The 24,796-nt window shown below is 42.4% G+C and carries 26 protein-coding genes; 22 read left to right on the forward strand and 4 right to left on the reverse strand.

The window, feature by feature from the left end:
* Positions 1-16: 16 nt before the first annotated feature.
* The 15 genes from EO126_RS08640 (at position 17) to EO126_RS08710 (ending at position 14,111) form a co-directional block, all read left to right on the forward strand.
* Positions 17-1,066, forward strand: a complete 1,050-nt coding sequence (locus EO126_RS08640) for a glycosyltransferase family 4 protein (protein ID WP_006556021.1) — start codon at positions 17-19, stop codon at positions 1,064-1,066.
* A gap of 83 nt (positions 1,067-1,149) precedes the next feature.
* Positions 1,150-2,295 (forward strand): non-hydrolyzing UDP-N-acetylglucosamine 2-epimerase, encoded by a 1,146-nt coding sequence (wecB, locus tag EO126_RS08645; RefSeq protein WP_127008511.1) that lies wholly within the window; start codon positions 1,150-1,152, stop codon positions 2,293-2,295.
* Positions 2,296-2,718: 423 nt separating this feature from the next.
* On the forward strand, positions 2,719-2,925 hold the full coding sequence (locus EO126_RS11225) for an AtpZ/AtpI family protein (protein ID WP_006556023.1): 207 nt from the start codon (positions 2,719-2,721) through the stop codon (positions 2,923-2,925).
* 12 nt (positions 2,926-2,937) lie between these two features.
* On the forward strand, positions 2,938-3,324 hold the full coding sequence (locus EO126_RS08655) for an ATP synthase subunit I (RefSeq protein ID WP_127008513.1): 387 nt from the start codon (positions 2,938-2,940) through the stop codon (positions 3,322-3,324).
* Positions 3,325-3,389: 65 nt separating this feature from the next.
* Positions 3,390-4,064 carry a F0F1 ATP synthase subunit A gene (gene atpB / locus EO126_RS08660; protein WP_006556025.1) on the forward strand — a complete coding sequence of 225 codons (675 nt, stop codon included), beginning with the start codon at positions 3,390-3,392 and terminating at the stop codon, positions 4,062-4,064.
* Between the two features lie 74 nt (positions 4,065-4,138).
* Entirely contained in the window at positions 4,139-4,396 is a 258-nt protein-coding gene (atpE, locus tag EO126_RS08665) for a F0F1 ATP synthase subunit C (RefSeq protein WP_006556026.1), read from the forward strand.
* Between the two features lie 73 nt (positions 4,397-4,469).
* On the forward strand, positions 4,470-4,961 hold the full coding sequence (gene atpF, locus EO126_RS08670) for a F0F1 ATP synthase subunit B (protein ID WP_006556027.1): 492 nt from the start codon (positions 4,470-4,472) through the stop codon (positions 4,959-4,961).
* 5 nt (positions 4,962-4,966) lie between these two features.
* A complete protein-coding gene (atpH, locus tag EO126_RS08675; protein WP_006556028.1) occupies positions 4,967-5,533 on the forward strand; it encodes an ATP synthase F1 subunit delta in 567 nt (188 codons plus the stop codon).
* Positions 5,534-5,535: 2 nt separating this feature from the next.
* Positions 5,536-7,074 carry a F0F1 ATP synthase subunit alpha gene (gene atpA / locus EO126_RS08680; protein ID WP_006556029.1) on the forward strand — a complete coding sequence of 513 codons (1,539 nt, stop codon included), beginning with the start codon at positions 5,536-5,538 and terminating at the stop codon, positions 7,072-7,074.
* 3 nt (positions 7,075-7,077) lie between these two features.
* Complete coding sequence (atpG, locus tag EO126_RS08685; protein ID WP_127008515.1) at positions 7,078-7,944, forward strand: ATP synthase F1 subunit gamma; 867 nt, start codon at positions 7,078-7,080, stop codon at positions 7,942-7,944.
* A gap of 31 nt (positions 7,945-7,975) precedes the next feature.
* Positions 7,976-9,400 carry a F0F1 ATP synthase subunit beta gene (atpD, locus tag EO126_RS08690; RefSeq protein WP_006556031.1) on the forward strand — a complete coding sequence of 475 codons (1,425 nt, stop codon included), beginning with the start codon at positions 7,976-7,978 and terminating at the stop codon, positions 9,398-9,400.
* Positions 9,401-9,403: 3 nt separating this feature from the next.
* A complete protein-coding gene (gene atpC, locus EO126_RS08695; RefSeq protein WP_127008517.1) occupies positions 9,404-9,817 on the forward strand; it encodes an ATP synthase F1 subunit epsilon in 414 nt (137 codons plus the stop codon).
* A gap of 1,265 nt (positions 9,818-11,082) precedes the next feature.
* The gene (metA, locus tag EO126_RS08700) at positions 11,083-12,024 is read left to right on the forward strand and encodes a homoserine O-acetyltransferase MetA (protein ID WP_006556033.1); all 942 of its coding nucleotides are present in this window, start codon (positions 11,083-11,085) and stop codon (positions 12,022-12,024) included.
* A gap of 113 nt (positions 12,025-12,137) precedes the next feature.
* Positions 12,138-13,409 carry an O-acetylhomoserine aminocarboxypropyltransferase/cysteine synthase family protein gene (locus EO126_RS08705; protein ID WP_006556034.1) on the forward strand — a complete coding sequence of 424 codons (1,272 nt, stop codon included), beginning with the start codon at positions 12,138-12,140 and terminating at the stop codon, positions 13,407-13,409.
* Between the two features lie 513 nt (positions 13,410-13,922).
* Entirely contained in the window at positions 13,923-14,111 is a 189-nt protein-coding gene (locus EO126_RS08710; protein WP_081580042.1) for a MerR family DNA-binding transcriptional regulator, read from the forward strand.
* 487 nt (positions 14,112-14,598) lie between these two features.
* Here EO126_RS08710 and EO126_RS08715 read toward each other — a convergent pair whose 3' ends face one another.
* The gene (locus tag EO126_RS08715; RefSeq protein WP_006556035.1) at positions 14,599-14,970 is read right to left on the reverse strand and encodes a winged helix-turn-helix transcriptional regulator; all 372 of its coding nucleotides are present in this window, start codon (positions 14,968-14,970) and stop codon (positions 14,599-14,601) included.
* Between the two features lie 260 nt (positions 14,971-15,230).
* Here EO126_RS08715 and EO126_RS08720 point away from each other — a divergent pair, with 260 nt between their 5' ends.
* The 3 genes from EO126_RS08720 (at position 15,231) to EO126_RS08725 (ending at position 16,846) form a co-directional block, all read left to right on the forward strand.
* Complete coding sequence (locus EO126_RS08720; protein ID WP_006556036.1) at positions 15,231-16,136, forward strand: MFS transporter; 906 nt, start codon at positions 15,231-15,233, stop codon at positions 16,134-16,136.
* On the forward strand, positions 16,081-16,347 hold the full coding sequence (locus tag EO126_RS10840; protein WP_006556037.1) for an MFS transporter: 267 nt from the start codon (positions 16,081-16,083) through the stop codon (positions 16,345-16,347). The genes EO126_RS08720 and EO126_RS10840 overlap by 56 nt, the downstream gene beginning before the upstream one ends.
* Before the next feature lie 88 nt (positions 16,348-16,435).
* Entirely contained in the window at positions 16,436-16,846 is a 411-nt protein-coding gene (locus EO126_RS08725) for a flavin reductase (RefSeq protein WP_006556038.1), read from the forward strand.
* A gap of 567 nt (positions 16,847-17,413) precedes the next feature.
* Here the strand turns inward: EO126_RS08725 and EO126_RS08730 are convergent.
* Entirely contained in the window at positions 17,414-18,850 is a 1,437-nt protein-coding gene (locus EO126_RS08730) for an aminoacyl-histidine dipeptidase (protein ID WP_006556039.1), read from the reverse strand.
* 288 nt (positions 18,851-19,138) lie between these two features.
* On the opposite strand from EO126_RS08730, the gene EO126_RS08735 reads away from it, so the two are divergent.
* The gene (locus EO126_RS08735) at positions 19,139-20,122 is read left to right on the forward strand and encodes an asparaginase (protein WP_006556040.1); all 984 of its coding nucleotides are present in this window, start codon (positions 19,139-19,141) and stop codon (positions 20,120-20,122) included.
* 70 nt (positions 20,123-20,192) lie between these two features.
* Here EO126_RS08735 and EO126_RS08740 read toward each other — a convergent pair whose 3' ends face one another.
* A complete protein-coding gene (locus EO126_RS08740) occupies positions 20,193-20,981 on the reverse strand; it encodes an adenosylcobinamide amidohydrolase (RefSeq protein ID WP_006556041.1) in 789 nt (262 codons plus the stop codon).
* 226 nt (positions 20,982-21,207) lie between these two features.
* On the opposite strand from EO126_RS08740, the gene EO126_RS08745 reads away from it, so the two are divergent.
* From EO126_RS08745 to yfbR, 3 genes are all read left to right on the forward strand, one after another.
* Complete coding sequence (locus EO126_RS08745) at positions 21,208-22,131, forward strand: mechanosensitive ion channel family protein (protein ID WP_006556042.1); 924 nt, start codon at positions 21,208-21,210, stop codon at positions 22,129-22,131.
* 13 nt (positions 22,132-22,144) lie between these two features.
* A complete protein-coding gene (locus tag EO126_RS08750; protein WP_006556043.1) occupies positions 22,145-23,107 on the forward strand; it encodes a D-alanyl-D-alanine carboxypeptidase family protein in 963 nt (320 codons plus the stop codon).
* 90 nt (positions 23,108-23,197) lie between these two features.
* Positions 23,198-23,809: a 5'-deoxynucleotidase gene (yfbR, locus tag EO126_RS08755; RefSeq protein WP_006556044.1), complete on the forward strand. Its 612-nt coding sequence runs from the start codon at positions 23,198-23,200 to the stop codon at positions 23,807-23,809.
* On the opposite strand, the gene EO126_RS08760 is transcribed toward yfbR, so the two are convergent.
* Positions 23,788-24,765 (reverse strand): epoxyqueuosine reductase, encoded by a 978-nt coding sequence (locus EO126_RS08760; protein ID WP_006556045.1) that lies wholly within the window; start codon positions 24,763-24,765, stop codon positions 23,788-23,790. The genes yfbR and EO126_RS08760 overlap by 22 nt on opposite strands.
* Positions 24,766-24,796: the final 31 nt, after the last annotated feature.

Here is a 24,796-nt window from a genome sequence, read left to right on the forward strand (position 1 = left end):
ACGAGGAGGTGCGGTAATGACGGTGTACGTGTGGGCGTTCGTGGTGGCGTTGGTCATTACGTTTGCGATTACACCGCTGATTAAAAGGTTGGCGATTAATATTGGGGCTATGGATAAGCCGGATGCACGTAAGGTGCATCACGGCTCAATTCCCCGCTTAGGTGGCTTGGCCATCTTTATAGGCTATATTATATCGGTTCTTTATACCGTTAAAGATTTACAGGCTGTAATGGGGCTCTTGCTGGGTTCGGTTGTGCTTGTAGGTGTCGGTATATGGGACGATGTAAAACAAATCGGCCCAAAAACAAAATTAACAGGTCAAATTTTAGCGGCAGTTGTAGTCGTGGCCTTTGGTAACCAGGTTGAGTTTATTACCAATCCTTGGGGACATGTGTTCTACTTAGGCTTTTTGTCGATACCGCTTACTATCTTTTGGATTGTCGGTTTTACGAATATCGTAAACCTCATAGACGGTTTGGATGGTTTGGCAGCCGGCATTTCTTTGATTTCAAGCCTGACCATTTTTACCATTTTGTGGCAAATGGGGCAGGTTGACTTGGCGTGCGTTGCTTTGGCTTTGGCCGGTGCGGCGCTCGGCTTTTTGCGTTATAATTTTAACCCTGCCAAAATCTTTATGGGGGATACGGGTAGTATGTTGTTGGGCTATACAATGGCCACAATTTCCGTTATGGGTGCTGTTAAAACGGCGGCCACTATTTCGTTGGTAGTACCGGTAATTGTATTAGGCCTGCCTATTTTAGATACTACCTTTGCCATCATTCGCCGTAAGATCAACGGCCGGCCGGTGTTTAAACCGGATAAAGGTCATATGCATCATCGCCTGTTGGCACTCGGTTTGTCACAAAAACAAGCCGTGTTGTTGATGTATGCCGTTACGGCGTTGTTGGGCTATGTAGCTATTTTGTTGGCAAAAGTAAATATATTGGTCGGCATTTTTATAGTGTTGGCTATTTTGTGTGTTTGCGTGTTTATTGCAACTAAATTGGGAATGATTGCTAAAGATGAAGTCATTGCCGAGGAAAATAGAGCAGCAAATAGACATTAATACAGGTGCGCTTGTACGATTGTACAAGCGCCTTCATAGCATACAGGGTATGTAGGCTGGCTAATTATGGGAGGTATTATTAAATGTTAAAAGTAATGACGATTTTTGGGACTCGCCCTGAAGCGATTAAGATGGCACCGGTAGTTAAGGCTTTAGAAGCGGCTCCGGATATGGAAGCTATTGTAACGGTAACGGCACAACATCGCGAAATGCTTGACCAGGTATTGGATTTATTCGCGATTACGCCGGATTATGATTTGAATATCATGAGCCAGGGCCAAACGCTGTATGACGTGACAACCAGAGCCTTGGAAGGGCTAAAGGATGTACTTAAAGAAGCTAAACCTGATGTAGTACTTGTTCATGGGGATACAACGACTACGTTTGCGGGGGCCTTAGCCGCTTTTTATCAAGAAATTCCGGTAGGTCATGTGGAAGCCGGTTTGCGTACAGGTAATATTTACTCTCCGTTTCCTGAAGAAATGAACCGTAAATTGACGGGTTCTTTGGCAACCTATCATTTTGCGCCGACTTCAAGTGCCGAAAAAAATCTGATGAAAGAAAATATCGGATCCGCCCATTTATATGTAACCGGTAATACGGTTATCGATGCACTTCAAACTACGGTTAAGGACAACTATCAGTTTGAAGAAACATTGCTGAATAATTTAGACTATAAAGGTCGTCGCATTGTGCTCGTAACAACTCATCGTCGTGAAAATTTAGGCGAACCGATGCGCCATGTGTATAAAGCAATTCGCCGCTTGGTAGAGGCTTTTGATGATATTGAAGTGGTATTCCCGGTGCATAAGAATCCGAAAGTTCGCAGTATCGTTAAAGAAGAGTTGGGCGATGTGGAACGTGTTCATTTAATCGATCCGCTCGAGTATGAACCGTTTGCCAATTTGATGGCTCGTTCCTATTTGTTGATGACCGACTCCGGTGGGATTCAGGAAGAAGCCCCGGCTTTGGGCAAACCTGTATTGGTACTTCGTAACACAACAGAACGTCCGGAAGCGGTAACGGCCGGTACGGTACGTCTCGTAGGGACCGATGAAAATACGGTATATGATACGGCTTATCGTTTGTTGGCCGATAAAGAAGCCTTTGATGTTATGGCTAATTCTGTAAATCCGTACGGTGACGGCATTGCATCGAATCGTATTGTAGAAGCTTTACGCTATGAATTTTTACATAGCGGTAAAAAGCCGAGCCGTTTCGGTTATTAATTGATAGTATTTAGGTAGTAAATAGCTGATATTATGAATACCCTCAGTTATATATATCAGCTAATGTGTCTACCCGAATCGTGTACATTTTTTTACTAAGAACTTTGAAAAATGCCCTTTGTATTCGTAAAAAGTATATACAACATTCTTAAATATAATAAAAAGATTGATGTAAATTTATTATTAATTTTGAAAAATACTTTGAAAGTCAGCTTGTAAACCATATTCTCTAAAATTGAAATATATTAATTATTTTGATGATAAGAATATTGGATAAAAGTATACTTGTTATAGGTATATTGGCTAAACGTATGACAAAATGTTATAATTTAGTGAAAGTTGAATTTTGTTATAATAAAGAAGTTAGAGATTAGTAGTATTCATAGTTTCCCCGTTTTAACCATCACAAAGAAGGTGATTCCAATGAAGCGACTCGATCCAACCACAATAAAAGCACTGAATGTGGCCTTATCGGCAGGTTTCTCCCTGTTGGTCAGCATTCTGGGCTGTCTGGCGATAGGCCGTGGCTTAGACTATCTGTTTGGTATGTCACCATGGTTTACGCTAATAGGAGGGGTAGTAGGAGGTTTAGGCGGTCTGTACTCCTTGTATCTTCGGGTTGTGTCGTGAGGGGGCTTACTCGTGGAGGTACTCGTGGATTTTATAAAACGTATGAGTTGTTACCTTGTCGTGGTAACTGTAGCATCTACATTATTATTAGAAGTCTTTGATTACGAGAGATACATATTAGGCTGGGTTTGGGGATGTTCTGTTAATTTACTGTATTTATTGATTTTAGGTTTATGGGGTTATAAACTTCGCCATAAAAAACTACGTACTATTGAAAAAGCAACTAAGCTGGGTACTTTGATTCGTATCACACTGGTGGCCATCGGTACATTATTGGCCGTTTATTTGTTTGAAAACTTTCCGTTTGTACCATATATACTGGGATTGTTGCTATGGCGTCCGCTAACGATTTACGAACGCATCCGGTTTAACCAGGCAGACAGACCCGATGTGATTTAATGTGTATTAAACTAAATTTCGATAGAGTAATGGGGTAGCAATTTAGGCGAAAGGAGGTGAACCTTATGGAATTACATACCGGGACTCATGACGTCGTTCACATGTGGGGCATGGCTTTTAATATGGATACTATCTATATGACTTGGGTAGTGTTTGCCATTATTATAGTTGTTGCCTTTTTTGCTACACGGCAAGTCAATATGGTTCCATCAGGCGTACAAAATGTAGTCGAGTTTATTTTAGAAACAATTGGGGGTCAGCTAAAGGGTCCTTTAGGTAAACACTTTAGTAAGGTAAGTTCGCTACTATTTACTTTCTTTATTTTTATCTTAGTAAGTAATGAATTGGGGCTGATACCAAGTCCTCATATTTTGACATCGCCTACTAACGATTTGAACACGACATTGGGTCTGGCGCTGGCCAGCTCGGTGAGTATTTGGGTTATTGGGGCAAAGTTGAAAGGTCCCTCTTACTTCAAGCATTTCTTTCAACCGTTTGCCGTATTTGTTATCTTCCACATCATGGAAGAAATCTCTAAGCCGGTGACGCTCAGTTTTCGTCTATTCGGCAACATTGTAGCAGGTGAAATTGTATTAGAGTTGTTAAACGGTTTGGCACCGTATTTGACACCAATTATTTGGCTCGTATTCAGCTTATTTGTAGGTGTTATTCAGGCCTTCGTTTTTACAATTCTCGTGACGTCATACTTGGGTATGGCAATCAGCGATGAGGAACATTAATCACCACGGTATTACCAACCATTATTTTGAGTATCTCAGGTTGTATTCGTAACATTTTCTAGGAGGATTTTATTATGGAAAAAGCAATTTTGTTGTCAGTAAGTGTATTTAGTGCTTGTTTAGCAGCAGGTTTGGCAGCGATAGCAGCAGCTATTGGTGACGCGATGGCAGTTCGTAAAGCATTTGAAGGTATGACTCGTCAGCCTGAAATGGCCGGTAAAATTATGACTAATTTATTTATTTCCATCGGTTTGATCGAATCTATTCCTATCATTGCTACCGTTATCGCCATCGTACTTGTATTTACTGATGTTATCGTTGGTAAATTATAATTCGGTTCTTTATTAAATTGAACAGACATAAGAAGGCAAGTTATAATTCCAAGTTTAAGAGGGGGTTACGCCGTTGGTAGAAATAAACGGTACATTGCTGGTTCAATTTATAAATTTCTTTATTTTAGTTGCTATTTTAGCAAAATTTGCGTTTAAACCTTTAGTCGGTGTGATGGAAGCCCGTCGCAAGAAGATTGAAGGCGATTTGGCGAATGCACAGGCTACTTTGGATTCTGCGGAAGCTACCAAAAAAGAGTATGAAGCACAATTAGCCAATGCTCGTAAAGAAGCTCAAGCGATTGTTGAAAAGGCAGCCCAGTTGGCTGAACGGAATACGCAGGCTCAAATTAAGGAATTAAAAGAACAGCTAGTACGTGAAAAAGAAGAAGCTCGTAACGAAATTGCCCGTGAACAAGCTAAAGCAATGGAAAAAATGCGTGAAGATATGATTACACTTTCCATGGCTATTGCCGGCAAAATTGTTGCTAAGAATATGGATAGTCAGGTTAATGTGGACCTTGTTAAAGAAGCCATTGAAAAGCTTGACAGTAAAGCATTAGGGTGATTGGTATGAGCGTAGACATTGTAACAGATAAATACAGTACCGCTATCTTTGAATTGGCGCAGGAACAGCAAATTCTGGAACAAATGGAAACGGATCTTTCCTATGTAAAAGAAGTTATGGATACGCAGCCTGAATTAGGCACCTTATTGTTGTACCCGGCCCTCGATGCAGAGGCAAAATGCAATGTTTTGGCCAAAATATTCGGTGAAGCCATTAATACGATGGCCCTTAACACCTTATTTGTTATGGTCAAACGCGGACGCATACGGTATATTCAGTCTGCCATTGCGGAGTTTATTAACAAAGCACGGGAAGCACGTGGCATTTTCTCAGCCACTGTTACAGTGAGCGAAGCAATGCCGGACGAAATTTATACGCAGTTGGCCGATAAATTAAAAGCGATTACGGGTAAGCAGTATATTTTTACAATCAAAGTGGATCCAAAAATTTTGGGTGGTTTTATCATCCAAATCGGAGATACGCGTATTGATGCAAGTTTAATGCGTCGTATGGAGGATTTAAAGAAATATTTGCTTAAGTCCGATACAACAGAGATTGGGGTGAATGGTTAAGTATGAAAATGAAGCCTGAAGAAATTACTGCCATAATTAAACAGCAGATTCAGGACTATGATGTAGAACTTAACGTTGATGATGTGGGTACCGTACTTGAAGTAGGTGACGGTATTGCGCATATTTACGGTCTTGAAAAGGCCATGGCAGGTGAATTATTAGAATTACCTCATGGTGTTTATGGGATGGTACAGAACCTCGAATTAGATAACGTAGGGGCTGTATTATTAGGTAATGATTTCCTTATTAAAGAAGGGGACCAGGTACGCCGCACAGGTCGTATCATGCAGGTTCCTGTAGGTGAACAGCTTATCGGTCGTGTAGTAAATGCTTTGGGCCAGCCGATTGACGGCAAAGGCGCCATTACAGCAGAAACCTATCGACCTATCGAATATCCGGCACCGGGCATTGCGGATCGTAAATCCGTATTCCAACCGTTGCAGACCGGTTTGAAAGCAATCGACGCCATGGTACCGATTGGTCGAGGCCAACGTGAACTTATTATCGGTGACCGCGGTACCGGTAAATCGGCGATTGCCATCGATACGATCTTGAATCAAAAAGGTCAGGATGTAATTTGTATCTACGTAGCTATCGGTCAGAAAGAATCTACCGTTGCACGTGTTGTACAGAAATTACAGGAAGCCGGCGCTATGGACTACACTATCGTAGTATCGGCCGGTGCATCTGAAGGCGCTCCTATGCAGTATATCGCTCCGTATGCGGGTGTTGCTATGGGCGAACATTTCATGTATCAAGGTAAACATGTACTTTGCGTATATGATGATTTGTCCAAACAGGCAGCGGCATATCGTGCCATGAGTTTGTTACTTCGTCGTCCGCCGGGACGTGAAGCATATCCTGGTGACGTATTCTATTTACATTCTCGTTTGTTAGAACGAGCTGCTAAATTATCTGATGAATTGGGTGGCGGTTCCATTACGGCTTTGCCGATTATTGAAACCCAGGCCGGCGACGTATCGGCTTACATCCCTACGAACGTAATTTCCATTACGGACGGTCAGATTTTCCTTGGCACCGATATGTTCTACTCCGGGATTCGTCCGGCTGTTGACGTAGGTTTGTCCGTATCGCGTGTAGGCGGTAGTGCACAGATTAAAGCGATGAAACAAGTTGCCGGTAAATTACGTCTTGATTTGGCTCAATATCGTGAATTAGCAGCGTTTGCGCAGTTCGGTTCCGACCTCGATAAATCGACAAAAGCACAGCTTGATCGCGGTGAACGTTTAACAGAAATGTTAAAACAGCCTCAGTATTCACCACTCAAAGTTGAAGAACAAGTAGTTTGTTTGTATGCCGGTATCAACGGTTATTTTGCTTCTATCGAAGTAGCCGATGTACCTGAATTCCAAAATGAATTATTACGCTATGTTCACAGCAACTACAGTGAAATTTTGACCAATATTCAAACATCCAGAATATTAGACAAAGATACGGAAGAACTTTTGAAAAAAGCGATTAATGAATGCATTGAATCTTTCGGTACTTCCCATCACTTGATTACTTCTGAGGAGGCGTAGGCGATGAGCAGTGCACAGGATTTACGTAAGCGCATTAAGAGTGTTACTAATACGCAGCAGATTACCAAAGCCATGAAAATGGTAGCATCTGCTCGATTGCGCCGTGCACAGGCCAAAGCAAAATCTACGGAACCATATGCAAAAAAGTTAGGTCAAATCCTCACGAATGTATCCGCTACATTAGATGCTGAGGTGTTGGCGTCCTATCCGTTAACAATGGTACGCGATGTGTCGCGAACTTGTTACATCTTGATTGGCGCCGATAAAGGCTTAGCTGGTGCTTATACCAGTAACTTGATTAAATATTTTGCGCATGAAACACATGAAAAAGCATCTGATACGTATGAAACGATTACCGTAGGCCGCAAACCGACGGAATATCTGCAGTATCATCAGTATCCGGTGACACATTCTCATGTAGGGTTTTCCGATAAACCGGATTACAGTCATGCCAAACAAATTGTACAAGAAGCATCTAAGCTGTTTTTAGATGGCGAAGTTGATGAAGTTATTTTGATTTATACTCATTTCGTAAACTCTTTGACGCAGAATGTGACCAGCGTAAAATTATTGCCGGTTATCACAGAACCGCATCATGAGGGCGAACTTAACGAATTGTATATTTACGAACCTTCAGAAAAAGCCATTTATGATCAATTGTTGCCTAAATATTTGGAAATTACTGTGTATAACGCTTTATTGCAAGCTTCCGCCAGTGAGCTTGGTGCTCGCATGACGGCTATGACTTCTGCAACAGATAATGCAGGAGATTTAATCAGCACACTTAATTTGGAATACAATAAATTACGACAAGCCGGCATTACCAATGAAATTTCTGAAATTGTCGGTGGCGCTAATGCCTTGCAATAGGTATAACTACAAAGGAGGAGAGACCTCTTAAATGAGTAATAATATAGGTAAAGTTGTACAGGTCATCGGACCGGTAGTCGACGTTCTCTTCACGGCGGGAGAGCTTCCGGCTATTTACAACGCAATTCATATTAAAAAAACAAGCGAATCCGGCAAGGAAGAAGTGATTGTAGTTGAAGTAATGCAACACTTGGGGGACGACACTGTACGTGCCGTTGCCATGAGTTCTACGGATGGCCTGACTCGCGGTATGGAAGCAGTGGACACAGGTGCCGCTATTTCCGTTCCGGTCGGTGATGGCGTGCTTGGCCGTATTTTTAACGTACTCGGTGAAACGGTTGACCATGATGATACGCCTGTTAAAGCGTCTGAAATGTGGCCAATCCACCGTCCGGCTCCTAAATTTGATGATTTGGCACCGGAAACTACCATCTTGGAAACAGGGATTAAAGTCGTTGACTTAATCGCTCCATATGTAAAAGGTGGTAAAATCGGTTTGTTCGGTGGTGCCGGTGTAGGTAAAACCGTATTAATCATGGAGTTAATCCATAATATCGCAACAGAACACGGCGGTTATTCCGTATTCTCCGGCGTAGGGGAACGTACTCGTGAAGGTAATGACCTTTGGAACGAAATGAAGGAATCCGGCGTTATTTCCAAAACTGCTTTGGTATACGGTCAGATGAATGAACCGCCTGGAGCACGTATGCGTGTTGCTTTAACCGGCCTTACCATGGCTGAATATTTCCGTGACGTACAGAAACAGGACGTGCTCTTATTCGTAGATAACATTTTCCGTTTCATTCAGGCCGGCTCGGAAGTATCCGCGTTGCTCGGTCGTATGCCGTCGGCCGTAGGTTATCAACCTACCTTGGCCAATGACGTTGGGGCTTTGCAAGAACGTATTACATCGACTAAAGAAGGTTCCATTACGTCCGTACAGGCCGTATATGTACCTGCCGATGACTTGACTGACCCGGCTCCGGCTGCTACCTTCGCACATTTGGATGCGACGACAGTATTGTCGCGTTCCATTGCTGAAATCGGTATTTATCCGGCTGTGGATCCACTCGATTCCACCAGCCGTATCTTGGATCCGTTAGTTTTGGGCGAAGAACATTATAAAATCGCCCGCGGCGTACAGGAAGTATTGCAAAAATATAAAGATTTACAGGATATCATTGCAATCCTCGGTATGGAAGAATTATCGGAAGAAGATAAATTGACGGTTGCCCGTGCCCGTAAAATTCAACGTTTCCTCAGCCAGCCATTCTTCGTAGCGGAAGTATTTACCGGTTCACCGGGCAAATATGTACCACTTAAAGAAACCTTGCGTGGCTTCAAAGAAATTTTGGAAGGTAAACATGATGATTTACCGGAAAACGCGTTCTATATGGTAGGCACCATTGATGAAGCAGTTGCTAAAGGAAAGGAATTGACGGAGAAGGGGGAATAGTTCATGAGTAGCGGCAAGACCATGCATCTGGATGTAATTACCCCTGACAAGACGGCCTTTTCGGGTGATGTCAATTTTGTTGTCGTGCGTACTGAAATGGGCGAACTCGGTATCTTACCACGCCACGCCGATTTAGTGGTTGCCTTGGAAATTGCACCGTTGCGTGTAGATTTACCGGACGGCACTCGTCATTTTATGGCCAACTTCGGCGGTTTTTTGGAAATCAAAGACAATGTGATTACCGTTGTAACACCGAATTGCGAATTGCCTGAAGAAATTGACGTAGAACGTGCTAAACGGGCTAAGGCACGTGCGGAAGAACGTCTCGCATCTAAGAATGCAGAGATTGATTTTCATCGTGCTGAGTTGGCTTTACAACGATCGCTGTTACGTCTTGATGTAAAAAATAAAGCGTAAGCGATTACAAATTACTAAAAATGCAAATATAATTGCAAGCACAATTTAGGGACTGCTACGGCAGTCCCTTTTTTGATGTTTGAAGAAATTTTTTTTGATGTATGGAGCAATCTTTTTTTGATGTATGGAGCAATCTTTTTTTGATGTATGGAGTAATCTATTTTTTTATGTTTGGAGCCATCTATTTTTGATAATTGGATCGTTTTTTATTTTAATAAAAAAATTGAATTATAATGCTATGTATTGAATCGTTTGCCAGAGAAATTTAATTCAGAATGCGTAATAGGAGTAGACTAGTTTATAGTTGTTGATTAATGTTTGCTATAGTTCCGGACTATAACAAGCTGTGCTTTTGAGATTATTCATAAGTATCGGGATTACAGTTAAATTGTAATTTTTTCGCCAAAATTATACTATAAATCGAGTTAGCTTCATAATTTTCGAAATAACTCAAAGTGTCCACTGTCAAAAGAATGACGTAAAACTCTTGTTGACAGCTTTTTGAATGATTGGTATAGTAGTCACATCGATAACGACAGCAAGTCATCGATAGCCTACATTAACATACAGAATCGACGATGAAGAGATAAGTAATCGCAGAGCGTTGGCACAGAGAGTCCCGTAAGGTGGAAGGGGATGCAAAAGAATGCGAGGAAAATGGTCTTGGAGTATCCGAGGTGGAATGCGTAAGCTTTAGTCTCGGCGGATGCAACCGTTATAATGCCACGGTATAACCTTACGAATAGAGTCATATAGTTAAGATACTTTAAGAATAAGTACGACATAATTTTATTTTGTAAGACGTACCGGCTGAGGGCAGAGCCGTGAGGCTTTGCTAAATCAAGGTGGTAACATGTTATAGACGTCCTTGTTCACAGCGGTGAATAGAGGATGTTTTTTTTTACCGATTTTTATGGCATAGTAATACTAATCAACTTGCTGATAGCAAACTGAAAGTAGTATATGTTAATGGCATTAACCACCGTAAACGAACAACAGAGTTGAGAGGCTGTTGCTCGGAGGGGCAGTGAGTTAATAAAATGATAGGCACTAAGCAATGAGTTTTACAATGTTTGAGAAAAAAGAGAGACTTTGGGGATTCGGTTTTGAAAGTTTTCTATAAAGAAAGGATTTGAGTATAGGAACTTAGAGATTCAGATTTGAGAAAGACGAGCAGTTTAGTAAGAGGGGTTAGAGTGTTAATCATTAAGATTTGAGAAAGATGAGAAAAGAGAGTACGGGCTTGGGGGAAGGAGTGATGCAAAATGCCCATAACGGTAGTGAAAGACTTGCCGGCCATTGCTAAACTGGCAGAAGAAAATATCTTCGTCATGGACACGGTAAGAGCTGAAACACAAGATATTCGGCCGCTACAAATATTAATCGTTAATCTGATGCCGACGAAAGAAGTAACGGAAACACAGATTTTAAGAGCATTAAGCAATACGCCGTTGCAACTGGACATTACCTTACTACATATGGCGAGTCACAAGGCAGCACACACATCAGAACATCACCTCAGTTCGTTTTATCGGACTTTCGATGAAATCAAAGACAAGTTTTATGACGGTATGATTATCACCGGCGCACCAATTGAATTGATGCCGTTTGAAGAAGTGAATTACTGGCAGGAACTGACCGAGATTATGGATTGGAGTGAAAATCATGTATACTCCACGCTCTACATCTGCTGGGGAGCGCAAGCCGGTTTGTATTATCACTTCGGTATCGACAAAGAATTGTTGCCGACGAAGCTGTTCGGGGTTTTTGAAAACGAAGTCCTTAACAAAAGGCCAATGCTGCTTCGCGGTATGGATGAGATTTTCTACATGCCCCATTCAAGGCACACGACCGTGTCGGTTGATGAGATAAAAGCAAATCCGAATTTGGAGATTTTAGCTGCTTCTGAAAAAGCCGGCGCAGCCATAGTTCGCAGCCTCGATAACAAACACATCTTTGTGTTCGGCCATTCCGAGTACGATCGAGATACCTTGCAGCGGGAATATGAACGGGATAAAAACTTGGGACTCGATATTGACGTTCCTGAAAATTACTATCCTGACGATGATCCGACGAAAGCACCTATCGTGCGTTGGCGGTCAACAGGGACGCTGATTTTTACCAATTGGCTGAACTATTACGTATACCAGGAAACACCGTATATTATTGAACAGATTCAAAAAATGAAACAACAACGAAATTGTTAGTTACAGACATGGCGTAAAGAGAGAGATGCTAAGAGCTGTCAAATATAAAATAAAGAGAGATTAGGGATTGTCGGCGTGAGAAACCGACAGAGAGAAAAAGGAGAGATTTTATTATGAGCAAACAGTACAAATTCGAAACCATCCAATTACATGAAGGTCAAGTTATCGACGAAACAGGTGCCCGTGCGGTGCCGATTCACCAAACTACAAGCTATGTATTTAAAGATGCACAACAGGCAGCTGATCGCTTTGCCCTTCGCGATCCGGGTGCTATCTATTCCCGCCTAGGGACACCGACTAACGACGTTCTTGAAAAACGCGTAGCGGCTTTAGAAGGTGGTGCCGGTGCCTTATCCGTAGGTTCCGGTTCGGCAGCTATTACTTACGCGATTGAAAACGTAGCCGGTACCGGCGATAACATTATCGCAGCCTCCACTTTATACGGTGGTACCTATAATTTGTTCAGCTCCACTTTGCCTCGTTTTGGCATTACGACTAAATTCGTTGATCCTGATGATTTGAGTGCTTTTGAAAAAGCTATCGATGACCGCACTAAAGCGATTTATGTGGAAACCATCGGTAATCCGAACATCAACCTTGTGGATATTCAAGCTGTGGCGGATATTGCCCATAAACACGGCATCATCCTTATTGTAGATAATACTTTCGGTACCCCATACCTTATTCGCCCGATTGAGCATGGTGCCGACGTGGTAGTGCATTCCGCCACTAAATTCTTAGGCGGTCACGGTACAACAATTGCCGGTGTTATCGTTGAAAGCGGTAAATTCGACTATAAAGCCAGCGGTCGTTACCCGGATTTTGTAGCCGGTGACGTTCATTATAACGGTCTTGTATATGCTGATTTACCGATTCCTTTCACTGTAAAAGTTCGTGCTCAGTTGCTCCGTGATACCGGTGCTGCTTTGACACCGCTCGCTGCATGGCTCATTTTACAAGGCATTGAAACCTTGTCCTTACGTGTAGAACGCCATGTTGAAAATACCCGTAAAATCATCGACTTCTTGGCTAACCATCCAAAAGTTGCTTGGGTTAACTATCCGGAATTGAAAGACAGTAAATACAAAGCCTTGGCTGATAAATACTATCCAAAAGGCGTTGGTTCTATCTTCACTTTCGGTATTAAAGGCGGCAAAGCTGAAGGCATTAAATTCGTAGATGCCCTTGAGATTTTCTCCAACTTGGCTAACGTAGGCGATGCGAAATCCCTCGTAATTCATCCGTCCAGCACAACTCATGCACAGCTTAATGAAGCAGAGCAAAAAGCAGCCGGCGTAACTCCGGATATGATTCGTATCTCCGTGGGGATTGAAAACGTGGAGGATTTGATCGATGATTTGGCACAAGCTTTGGAACACGTTTAAGTCGGCGAATTTGAATAAACAAAATAAACCAATTAAGCAAATTACAGCTTTCAATTTAATTAATCCGGCTAAAAATGAATATGCTTTTACGCTGTACTGGTGGTATTAAGCGTTCATTACTTTAATTGCGAAATAACTTCACATTTTGATTTGCAATACAACTTCACTACTTCAACTTACAATACAACTTAAAAATTAAAAGACAAAGCCCTTGCGTGTGAAATTCTGCAAGGGCTTTGTTATGTTATGCTTTGCTTTGCTATGTTGGAGGTTAATTATTTCAGTAATATCTTGCTTCGATTTATAAAATTTGATAAACATCGCTGCTTTATAGGGAATTTTGACAATTTCTATCAAATAACTGAGTATTTAATAATAAATAACTTGACTTGAAGTTAGCTCAAAGGGGTACAATAATTACAGTAAATAAAGTGTCAAACGTATAATATAGAATAAACAAAAATTACAAGGAGATGATACAATGACAATAAAAGAAGTAGCTGAAAATTTGATATTACCACCGATACACTTCGTTATTATGAACGAATCGGCTTGATTCCAAGTGTGCCACGTACCGCTTCGGGTATTCGTGATTTTGACGAAGTAACTATTAATTGGGTTGAATTTGCCCTTTGCTTTAAAAAAGCAGGTGTACCTTTGGATGGCATCGTAGAATATGTAAAACTCGCTTTGTTATCATAGAGCAAATGGCGTTTCTGCAACATTAGTTAAGAACTAGCCGCGAGAATATTTTATTTGCTGGGGAGAAGAGGTATAAAAAAATATGTCCTCTCGCACCGCTGGGTTGCATGCAACAAGGCGATGTTCCGGGGACATATTTTTTATTTGGGAATTATCATATCAATTTAAAACATAGTTCTGTTATATTGCAAGATAAGTAAAATGGTGTTTTTCTTTCTTTCTTTCTTTCTTTTCCTGCGGAAATTATAAAATATTGGGCGTAACCGGAGTATTGCTTAAGAATAGATAATGTATGTAAAGGGTCCCACGTCTTCTGAAGCATCCCTTTTGCTACGTGTAGCCAGGGTGCAAGGAAGGCGTGGGGACCCTTTATTGTTTTAATTAAGATATTTCGGATTACACCAAAGCTTTTTAAATACTTAACTCATATAAAAGATATCCAATGCTTTTATATGGGGATTAGTGATTTCCGGTTACGCTTGATATTTTATAATCTTAGTCCATCATCTTCCGGAGCCGTGACTTCTACGGTTTCGCCTGCGGCGCGACGTGCTTCTATCAATTCGGCACCCCAGTCTGACATTTCGCCTAAAATGCGGCGCAGGCTTTGACCGCGTTCGCTTAGGCTGTATTCTACGCGCGGTGGTTCTTCGTTATATACAGTGCGGGTGATGATGCCCGCATCTTCTAATTCGCGAAGTTGGAGGGTGAGCACACGTTGCGAGATATTAGGCATCAATCGTTTTAATTCGCCGGTGCGCAAGGTGCCGTGACCTAAATGGCAGAGAATGGATACTTTCCATTTACCGGTAATAGCTTCTAACGTAGCCTCAATGGCCAAATGATATAAATTTCGCAAAAAATTTTTCACCTCCAAAATATTGAATATACCTAAATTGTAACATTTTTGTTCCTATAATACAAAAAAGTGCCGTCTTTTCAGTAATGATACTATGCTCTATAATTGCAATTGTTACAAGTTCTGAATACGAATTTGTATGAAAATAAATTAATTTGAGACTACTGCATTGATGTTAAATCTCAAAGTAGTTTTCATGATTTAGTAATATTTTACTAAAAATTAGAGTATAAAAAGTGATGGGAGGATTTTGATATTATATGGATAAAACAAAAATGGCGCTGATTGCGCTGGCAATGATGTTTTTCGGGACGGGCATAACGGAATTTATTCCGGTAGGGCTCTTGCCGATGTTTTCACAAGAATTTGGCGTAAGCTTGTTTGAAGCGGGTTCGACTGTTTCACTTTATGCATTCGGTGTGGCCGTGGGTGGCGTGATTTTGACGTCCTTAACGGCACAAGTAAATTGTAAACGGCTATTGGTATTTGCTGTGGCTTTATTTTTAATCGGCCATGTATTTACCGTGATGGCTACAACCTTTATTTGGTTGTTGATTGGCCGAATCATGGCAGCAGCCGCTCATGGCTTATTTTTTGCCATTGCTTCTTCCGTGGCAGTCAGCTTGGTGGCACCCAATAAAAGTGCCGGTGCGATTGCCTTTATTTTTAGCGGTTTTACAATTGCTACAGCCTTTGCAGTGCCACTGGGAACCTACCTTAGCGAGTTTTTAAGTTGGCGCGTATCATTCTGGGGTGTAGTAGTTGTAGAGGCGTTTACTTTGTGGCTTAATTTGCGATATATTCCTAATAATGCAGGGCATATAACGAGTAAGCCGAGCTGGCATAATCAATGGAAATTGATTACCACACCACAAATCATTTTGCCATTAGTGATTACAGTGTTAGGTTATGGCAGAACGTTTGCTACGTTTACCTATTTGTCGCCGATTTTGCAAAATATTACAAAAATCAGTGCATCCGCGGTTAGCATTGTGCTCATCATGTATGGTGTAATGATTGCTATAGGTAATTACTTGGGTGGCCGTTTCGGAAACGGCCGCTATTATTACGGTAGCAGGCATGGGCTTGTTAGCCTTTATGAGCGTGCCAATGTTACAGGCCAATATTATGTTGTTGGCAAAACGCTATGTGCCAAGTGCCGTTGATTTAGCGTCGTCTTTAAACATTGCCGGTTTTAGTGGCGGCATTATGCTGGGGGCTATTTTAGGCGGTGTAGTTATTGATTTTGTCGGCTTGGCTTATACCCCGTTAGCAGCAGCCTTCATGGTAGGTCTCAGCGTAGTTTTGACTATGGTAGCCATAGCTTGGCAAAAAGCACCGGCAGACACTATCGAGTGCGAAGCTTTAGTTAACTAATCGTTGAAAAATGGTTATAATTCATAAGTTTATGTTTCATTATGTTGATTTCTTTTTTTGTGAAAACATGTGGAAAGGATGGTATATCATGAAAGAAATTCAAGTAAAAGATTTACAGTTAAACCCTATGACACTTATTTCTGACGGCTGGATGTTGATTACGGCAGGCAATGAAAAGAACGGCTTTAACACAATGACTGCCAGTTGGGGGCATTTAGGCGCGATTTGGGGGACCAATAAGGGCTTGCCTACGGCTACCGTTTATATCCGTCCGCATCGCTATACTAAAGAATTCGTTGATCGTGAAGATGAATTTACCTTGTCCTTTTTCAACAATGACTACAAACGCCAGTTGGCTTATTTAGGCACACACTCCGGTCGTGATGAAGACAAAGTGGCAAAAATGGGTTTATCCCCTGGATTCGTAGATAACACAACCTATTTCAAAGAAGCCGATGCTCTGAGAACATCTTTTTTATTGGAGAAACTATCATCTTAATTTAATAGATAGTTTTATAACATCACAGGAGAAGCAAACAACAAGGCAATGTTCCAAGGTCATATTTTTTATCAGAGCGTTTATAAGAGCAAGTGAGCGGTTAGGATATTTCAATTTTAGTCATGTCCTACACACAGTATACTTTGAGTATTATTTTAATAACAGCGTAAAGTAGTTTTCTGTATGATAAGCCCCACCGGAAAAAATATTTCCTCGGAGCAGTGCTTTAGCGTGAAACGATCGCACTGTGAGAGGAAATCTTTTTTCCCTTCTTTTTTTCTCTCTCCCTCCATTTTTGATTACTTAAAGGTTTTTTAGAGCTCTACATAAGAAAAGGGCCGATATTTTCTGAGATGCTGTATGGCAGTAAAATATTGGGTTTGCCCGATTTGCACTATGATGTACTAAAGTAATATAAAAAGCCCCCATGCCTTTTGAAGCATCCCTTTTGCTACGTGTAGCCAGGGTGCAAGGAAGGTATGGGGGCTTTTATTAATTTACGCCATAATAATTCGGGCAAGCCAAATATTTAAGCCTATCAGTTTAAAGAAAGATATCGGCCCTTTCCTATTTGAGCTCTTTCAATAAAACTTTTAAGTAATCAAAAATATGCTCTACTGATGGCAAATGCAATCTTTCTTGAGGGGTATGGGCATGAGTGATCGTAGGCCCGAAGCTGATCATTTGGGTATTTGGCATAACGGCTTTCAAGAGACCGCATTCAAGACCTGCATGGATAGCGGTTACTTTTGGTTTCTGGCCGGTTACTTTTTCATAAATAGCGATAGCCTGTTCTTCTAAAGGACTGCCCGGTTCGTATTCCCAAGCCGGATAGGAGCCGGCGATTTTTGAAGGAAGGCCTAAGGTAGAAGCTAAGAGATGGATTTTCTTGGTTAAGAAGTCCATGGAGCTTTCGGAGAGGCTGCGAATGGAAATCAACAAATGAATGGTATGTTCTGTTTCTTCCACGATAGCGATGTTGTTACTTGTTTCAACAAGGCCTTCCAAGGAATGGTTCATGGCAAAAACGCCGTTTGGCGCGAGGTATAAGAAGGTGAGTAAAGATTCGGCTGTGTCACCACCGTAAACGGTATCAGGTAATTCAGCGTCGCTTACGAGGATGTTAATATTTTCATCTTGAGGGGTGAATTCACCGCGATACGCTTTCATTTTAGCCTGAATCCAAGTAGTAATCGGTTTTACATCGGATTCTTTTACCAAAATGGTTGCGGAACCGACGCGTGGAATGGCGTTATGTTTAGTACCGCCGGTGAAGGAGGCCAATTGATAATTGTATTGAGCGGCCAATTCATATAAAAGACGACCGAGAATTTGGTTGCCGTTGGCGCGTTCTTTATGAATTTCAATGCCGGAGTGACCGCCTAAGAAACCGTCCAAGGTTAATTTCAACGCATGGGTGAATTGGGAGTCACGATTATCGCGAAGCCGAGGAATTTCAACATCTACGCGGCAACCGCCGGCGCAACTGACTACGAATTCGCCTTCTACTTCAGTGTCGATATTGAGTAGATATTGACCGTGAGTCTGACCTTCTTTAATAGCCAAAGCACCGTCCATACCGGTTTCTTCGGATGTAGTGAAAAGACATTCCAACGGACCGTGTTCGATGCTGTCGGAATCGAGGACAGCCAGGGACATGGCAACGGCGATACCGTTATCGGCACCCAAGGTTGTTTCGTTGGCGTGGAGCCATTCGCCTTCTTCAATATGTTCAATCGGATCGGTCAAGAAATCGTGAGTTGAAGCGTCACTTTTTTCACAAACCATATCCATGTGACCTTGCAAAATAATGCTGGGGCGGTTTTCGAAACCCGGCGTAGCCGCTTTACGGATAAGTACGTTATTGGCTTCGTCCTGTTCTACTTCAAGATTACGCGCTTTGGCAAATTCAACAAGCCAGTCGCTGACAGCTTTTTCATTGCCGGAACCACGAGGAATTTGATTCATTGCTTTAAAAAATTCTAATACTTTTTGTGCACTCATAAATACACCCCATTTACTAAATCAGTGTTTACAACTGTATACAACTGTACACGAATAAAAAACTATAACTTTATAGTAACACATTTATGTTGATTTGTGACAAAAATATTCTTAACTATATAGTATAGAAATTCAAAAATCATGATGAAATGTTATTAAAAAAGTTGCACACTACAAAAAGTATTATATCGATTTTAATAGATAAAATTCCGCCTTTGCATAGCCAGTGAAAGGAATTCTTTGTTATAATAGATTTGTAAAAACCTTGAATTAAGAGGAGGGTATGCTATGGCATATACTAAAAAAATTGTTGTTATCGGCACCGGCGGCACCATTGCGGGGCAGAGCGGTTCGGCGGAAGATTTGACCGCTTATCAGGCCGGCGAGCTTGGTATTGATGAAGTGTTGGCTATTGTGCCGGGCGTAGAACATTACGGCCCTTTTGAGAGCAAACAATTATGTAATATCGATAGTTCGGATATGACAATGGCTATATGGATAGATTTGGCACATACCGTACAGGCGGCGGTAGATCGTGATGATGTGGCCGCTGTGGTGATTACTCACGGTACTGATACAATGGAAGAAGGTTCGTATTTTTTACAGTTAACGGTTAAAACGGACAAGCCGATTGTCATGGTTGGTGCTATGCGTCCGGCTACGGCTATCAGTGCGGACGGCCCGCTTAATTTATTGCAGGCCGTGCAGATTGCCAGATCGCCTGAAGCTGTCGGCAAAGGCGTACTCGTTACACTGAACGGAACCATTAATTGTGCTCGTGAGGTAATGAAACGTCACACGACCGGCTCCGATGCATTCGGCAATGATTTTTTCGGTCATATAGGCTTTGTGCAAGACGGTGTGGCACGTTTTTATTATCAATCGCTTCGTAAACATACTTTAAATAGTGAGTTCGCGCCGCTTGCGGTTAAGGAACTGCCGACTGTAGCGTTAGTATATTTGTATGGCGGCATTGATTCCGGTGTATTGCACCATGTACTACAAACAAAGCCCCACGGCTTAGTGCTCGCAGGGCTTGGTCACGGTATATTACCGGAACGTATCCGGCAGTTGGTTGAAAACCTTGATATTCCGGTTGTACGCTCATCGCGCACCGGTAGCGGTATGGTATCTGTCATGCCAAACGACAGTCGTCACGGTTTTATCGCCGGTGATACATTGGCACCTTCAAAGGCGCGTATTCTGTTGACTTTGGCATTGACTAAGACAACCGATCGAGCCGCTTTACAGGAATATTTTTACGAATATTAAGCTTTAAATTTTTAGGCGTATGGGGGTGCATCGTTCTACTGAATAGTAAGCTTCGTCGTTCTAGTGAATATTAAGCTTCGGCGTTAGTTTCTTCATAGGCTTTTAAAGCCTTGTCGTATTCTGCTTTGCGTTCGATATTTTCAAAAGCACGCTTCATGGCAAGACGTACGCATTTGGCTAAGGTATCGCCAAATAACGAGTAAGTACCCGAGTCGGTCAATACTTCGCCGTTGGTATCGATGGTGAGTACGACGCCGTCCGTAGCCGTGCCGGTAGCGTAGGCACCGCTGATGAGGCTTTTAATTTCCGCCTCGCGAAAAGCGGCACTTTTGGCTTCGGTAACGGTAATTAATGCCTTGGTTAGGGCCCCGTCGGTTAAGGCTTTATTGGTAAAAATTAAGAGGTTAATCGTGCCCGGTTGGCGAAATTTACCGTCCTTTTCTTCGTAGTAATAACCGTCGCCGGCACAATGAGCGGTTGCTTCAAAACCGGCGGTAGCAATGGTTTCGACGATAACATCGCCGGCCGTTACTTTGGTATAAACATGGAACTCCATGGTGGCACTGGTAATGAGACCGGTACAGAAATTTAAAGGATAATCTTCCTGTTCAAATTCGGCTTTTAAATAGCCGGCTGAGGAACCGCCCGGCAGTTCTTGTTCGGTTTCTACAAAAAACGGCAAGTTCTGATTACGGATAGCCATAATGTGGTGTAAACCGCCGTTTAACGGACCGGTGCTCAAGCTGTAACGCACGTCATCGAAGGCAACAACGATGGCTGTGTTATGAATATGGACTTGACCGCCGACGGCTAATTCCGACGGCGCTATATATGGATTATTAATAGTTGGTTTTGTCATAGTTGACTCCTGTTTAAGTTTATATCAGATGACACTTGTTTTTTCAGTACCTTAAACTTGCTTTTAGCACATAAAACTTGTTTGTCAGTACGTTAAATCAGCATTTAAATATATAGACACATAGTGTTATCATATATGGTTTTTAACAATTTGTCATCTGTTGTTTTTTTCATAAGAAAAGTAATAAAAAGGTAGTGTAATTTTTAAAAGAAAGAGAGGCGTTTATATGTTAGTAGCCAGTGTACAAGCCGCGGATCCGGTTTCGACCAGTGTTCAAAATGAAGTGGCGGACAGTATGAGTTATGTGGATAGAATTATTAATTTCTTTATTGAGCATGGACCGAGTCTGATTGTGGCACTCCTTATATACATTGTGGGGATGTATCTGGCCCGTTTTATTCGTGATGTGGCCATGCGCATGATGAAGCGTGCCAATTATGATCATACGGTTGTATCTTTTGTGAGTCAGATTATCTATTACGGGTTGCTTGCCATTGTTCTCTTAACGGCGCTTAACTCGGCCGGGTTCCCGACAACGTCTTTATTGGCAGCCTTTGGTGCTTTAGGTTTAGCTATCGGTTTGGCTTTGCAGAGTAATCTGGCCAACTTTGCATCGGGTCTTTTGATCTTGATTTTTAAACCGTTCAGAGCCGGCGATTTGATTACAGTCGGTTCGGTAACGGGGACGGTTCGCAGCATTCAGTTTATGAATACGACTATTGTAACGAAGGAAATGCGCACCGTATTTATTCCAAACTCCATGCTTACATCACAGCAGGTGACGAACAGTACATATCAGGATACACGTGTAGTACCTTTCGTATTTGATATTGGTTATGATAATGACCATCATAAGGCTATTAAGATTATTCGTGAAATTATTGAAAGCGATGAACGTATCGTCAACCGTGAGATGGTTGAAGTAGGTATCATGGAATTCGGCGATAACTCGGTGCGTATTGCGGCGTACCCGGTAGTAGAAAATGCCAACTATATGAAGGTATTCTATGATACTATGTCTTCGGTAAAAGATCATTTTGATGCAGAAAATATTGATATTCCATATCCTCAGCGCGTTGTGCATATTCAGCGCAGCGGTTTAGATGAAAATGCTAAGCCTTTAGGTGATATGAGTCAATATGTAAAATAAGGATTGTTGGATTATGAACTATTGGCAAAAAATGTTAGGCGTTTTTGTAGTGACAGGTGGTTTGGTGGTCGTTGGGGCATTAGGGGCAACGCAGGTTGCGGCGGCCGATCAAGCGGCCGTCAGTCAGACAACCGATGCTAAAGTAAGTCAAACGACGACTCCGGAATTGGCAAGGCAGGCGACTGTGTTTTTAGATGAAACATCTGCGGCGAAGTCGAGTGCGGTTGCCGTACCGAGTTTTGTGGCGGAAGCAGTCGTTCTGATGGATGCCGATACAGGTCGCGTGTTGGTATCGTGTAATGAAAATAAGCGAATGCATCCGGCCAGCACCACTAAAATGGTTACGCTGTTAACGGCCCTTAAATTGCAGGGGACAAGGCTTGATGAATTGGCCACAATCAGTCCGTATGCGGCCTCTATGGAAGAATCTAACTTAGGTGTTAAACCGACGGATCAGTTGCCTTTACAGGCGGTGGCAGAAGGTATGATGGTAGCCAGCGGTAATGATGCGGCCGTAGTAGTGGCTGAAAATGTGAGCGGCAGTGTATATCGCTTTGCGCTGGAGATGAATCAAGTGGCAAAAGAAGCAGGGGCTACGGGCAGTCATTTTTTGAATCCGCATGGTCTTACGGAAGTCGGTCATTATTCGACAGCTCTGGACTTGGCTAAAATTGCGGCTTACGGCATGAATATTCCCATGTTCCGTGATTTTGTAGGCGATGATTTTTACAAGGTTCCTTATGAAAACCGCAAACCGGTTTGGGTTCGCACAACGAATCACTTTATTCGCAGTAAATATGAAGGGGCCAACGGTCTCAAAACAGGCTACACGGAAGCGGCCGGTGAGTGTTTGATTGCCACGGCAACCCGTGACGGGCACACGTTGATTGTGGTTCTCTTAAATGACGATAATCGCTGGGTTGATGCGCCGGCTTTATTGGATTATGGGTTTGCCCGATTGGGTGTAACAAAATAGCATAATCGGGTATTATAAAGGTGTAATAAGACGTTAAACCTTATAAAGCTGTTATAAGGTGTTATAAACAGGTATAGATAAAGGGGTATTATGAAATCAGAATCAGGTAAAACCAGTGCGTTTTTTGCCTTTTTACGACGTTTGCGATTTATTCGTCGTTGGGGCTTGATGCGCAATATGGAACCGGAAAATAACCAGGAACACAGTCTTGATGTGGCATTTATCGTTCACAACTTGGCGTTATTACATAATTTAAACGGCGGTACGGTCGACGTTAATCGTTTGGCCGTAGCCGCCATGTATCATGATGTGAGTGAAATTTTTACCGGCGATATGCCGACTCCGATTAAATATTTTCATCCCACATTGCGTGAATTATATGGTCAAGTGGAACGATTGGCCCAAGAGAAGATGTTGCGTACGTTGCCGACGGAACTGCAAAAGGCCTATGAACCGTATTTGTTGGGCGAACTCGATGAAATAGAGTTAAAATTGCTCAAAGCGGCTGATACGATGGCGGCTTTTATGAAATGTGCCATCGAGAGAAAAGCCGGCAATGAGGAATTCAATGAAGCTTACGACAGTATATTAACAAAGCTCCACGCCATGGAATTACCGGCAGTGGAGCAGTTTTTGACATTATATATGGAACCTATGAGTGCATCGCTTGATACGCTTAATTATTCATCGTTAGATGAATGAGTGGTAAGCGGTGCCACCGGTTTTGCGGCTGAATCGGCCGATGAAGTTATTGCATTTGAGTCTGTGCCGGTGGTGTTTGTTTCGGCTATATAGTTAGCGTTGCGAAGCAGCACAGCTTTACCGCGCCACGCAAAGGCACGGTGGCCGTATTCGGCTTTGAATGTTTTATTGGTGAGTTCCGGCAGTTGCACCGGATTGACATAGGGTTCAACGGTTTGAAACTCCGGAATCGGTGTGGTTGGCACATTACGATTGTGCGGGCACACTTCTTGACAAATATCACAGCCCCAAATGAGGGGAGATTTTTGGATAATCGCTACTTCATCGGGGGGCAAGTCTCTTTTCTTCTGGGTGAGGTAGCTTTTGCATGTTTCAAAACCGAAGTCTTTATGGCCCAGTGATTGACCGGGACAAGATTTAATACAGCGATTGCAACTGAGACAGGTACCTTGCATAGGTTCGTCCGGCGTGAGTTCGCAAGAGGTTAAAAGAGTGCCGATTGAAGTGTAGCTGCCCCAAACCGGATGGATGAGGGACCTGTTTTTGCCAAAAATACCGAGACCTGCAAGATAGGCTATATACCGGTCGGCCATGGGCGATGTATCGCAGTGGATTTCAAATTCCACCGTTTGATCCAGTTCTTGCAGGGCCGCACCGAATCGTTTCAGATAGTCGGGGATGACCAGATGATAGTCGGGCCCCCAAGCGTAACGCGGTAAATTGACCGGCTGATCCGTTTTTATATAGTATGGGAAGAGACAGACAATAGCACTCTTGGGCGTCTGTAATTGTGTATTGGCCGTGAGCCGTTCTTCCAAGGTGCCGTTAATAAACGGACAGGGCTTGTTCGTGTCGATATAGTTGGGCGCATCTTCCGGTAACGGCCATGGGGCGATACCTACGGCGGGAATATTTAATTTTTTTGCTATTTGAAAAATGTCGTTTCGTGTTATCATGATACAGTTATTATGACAAATTTTGTACAAA

Source organism: Veillonella seminalis (assembly GCF_003992065.1).
Taxonomy (GTDB): domain Bacteria; phylum Bacillota; class Negativicutes; order Veillonellales; family Veillonellaceae; genus Veillonella_A; species Veillonella_A seminalis.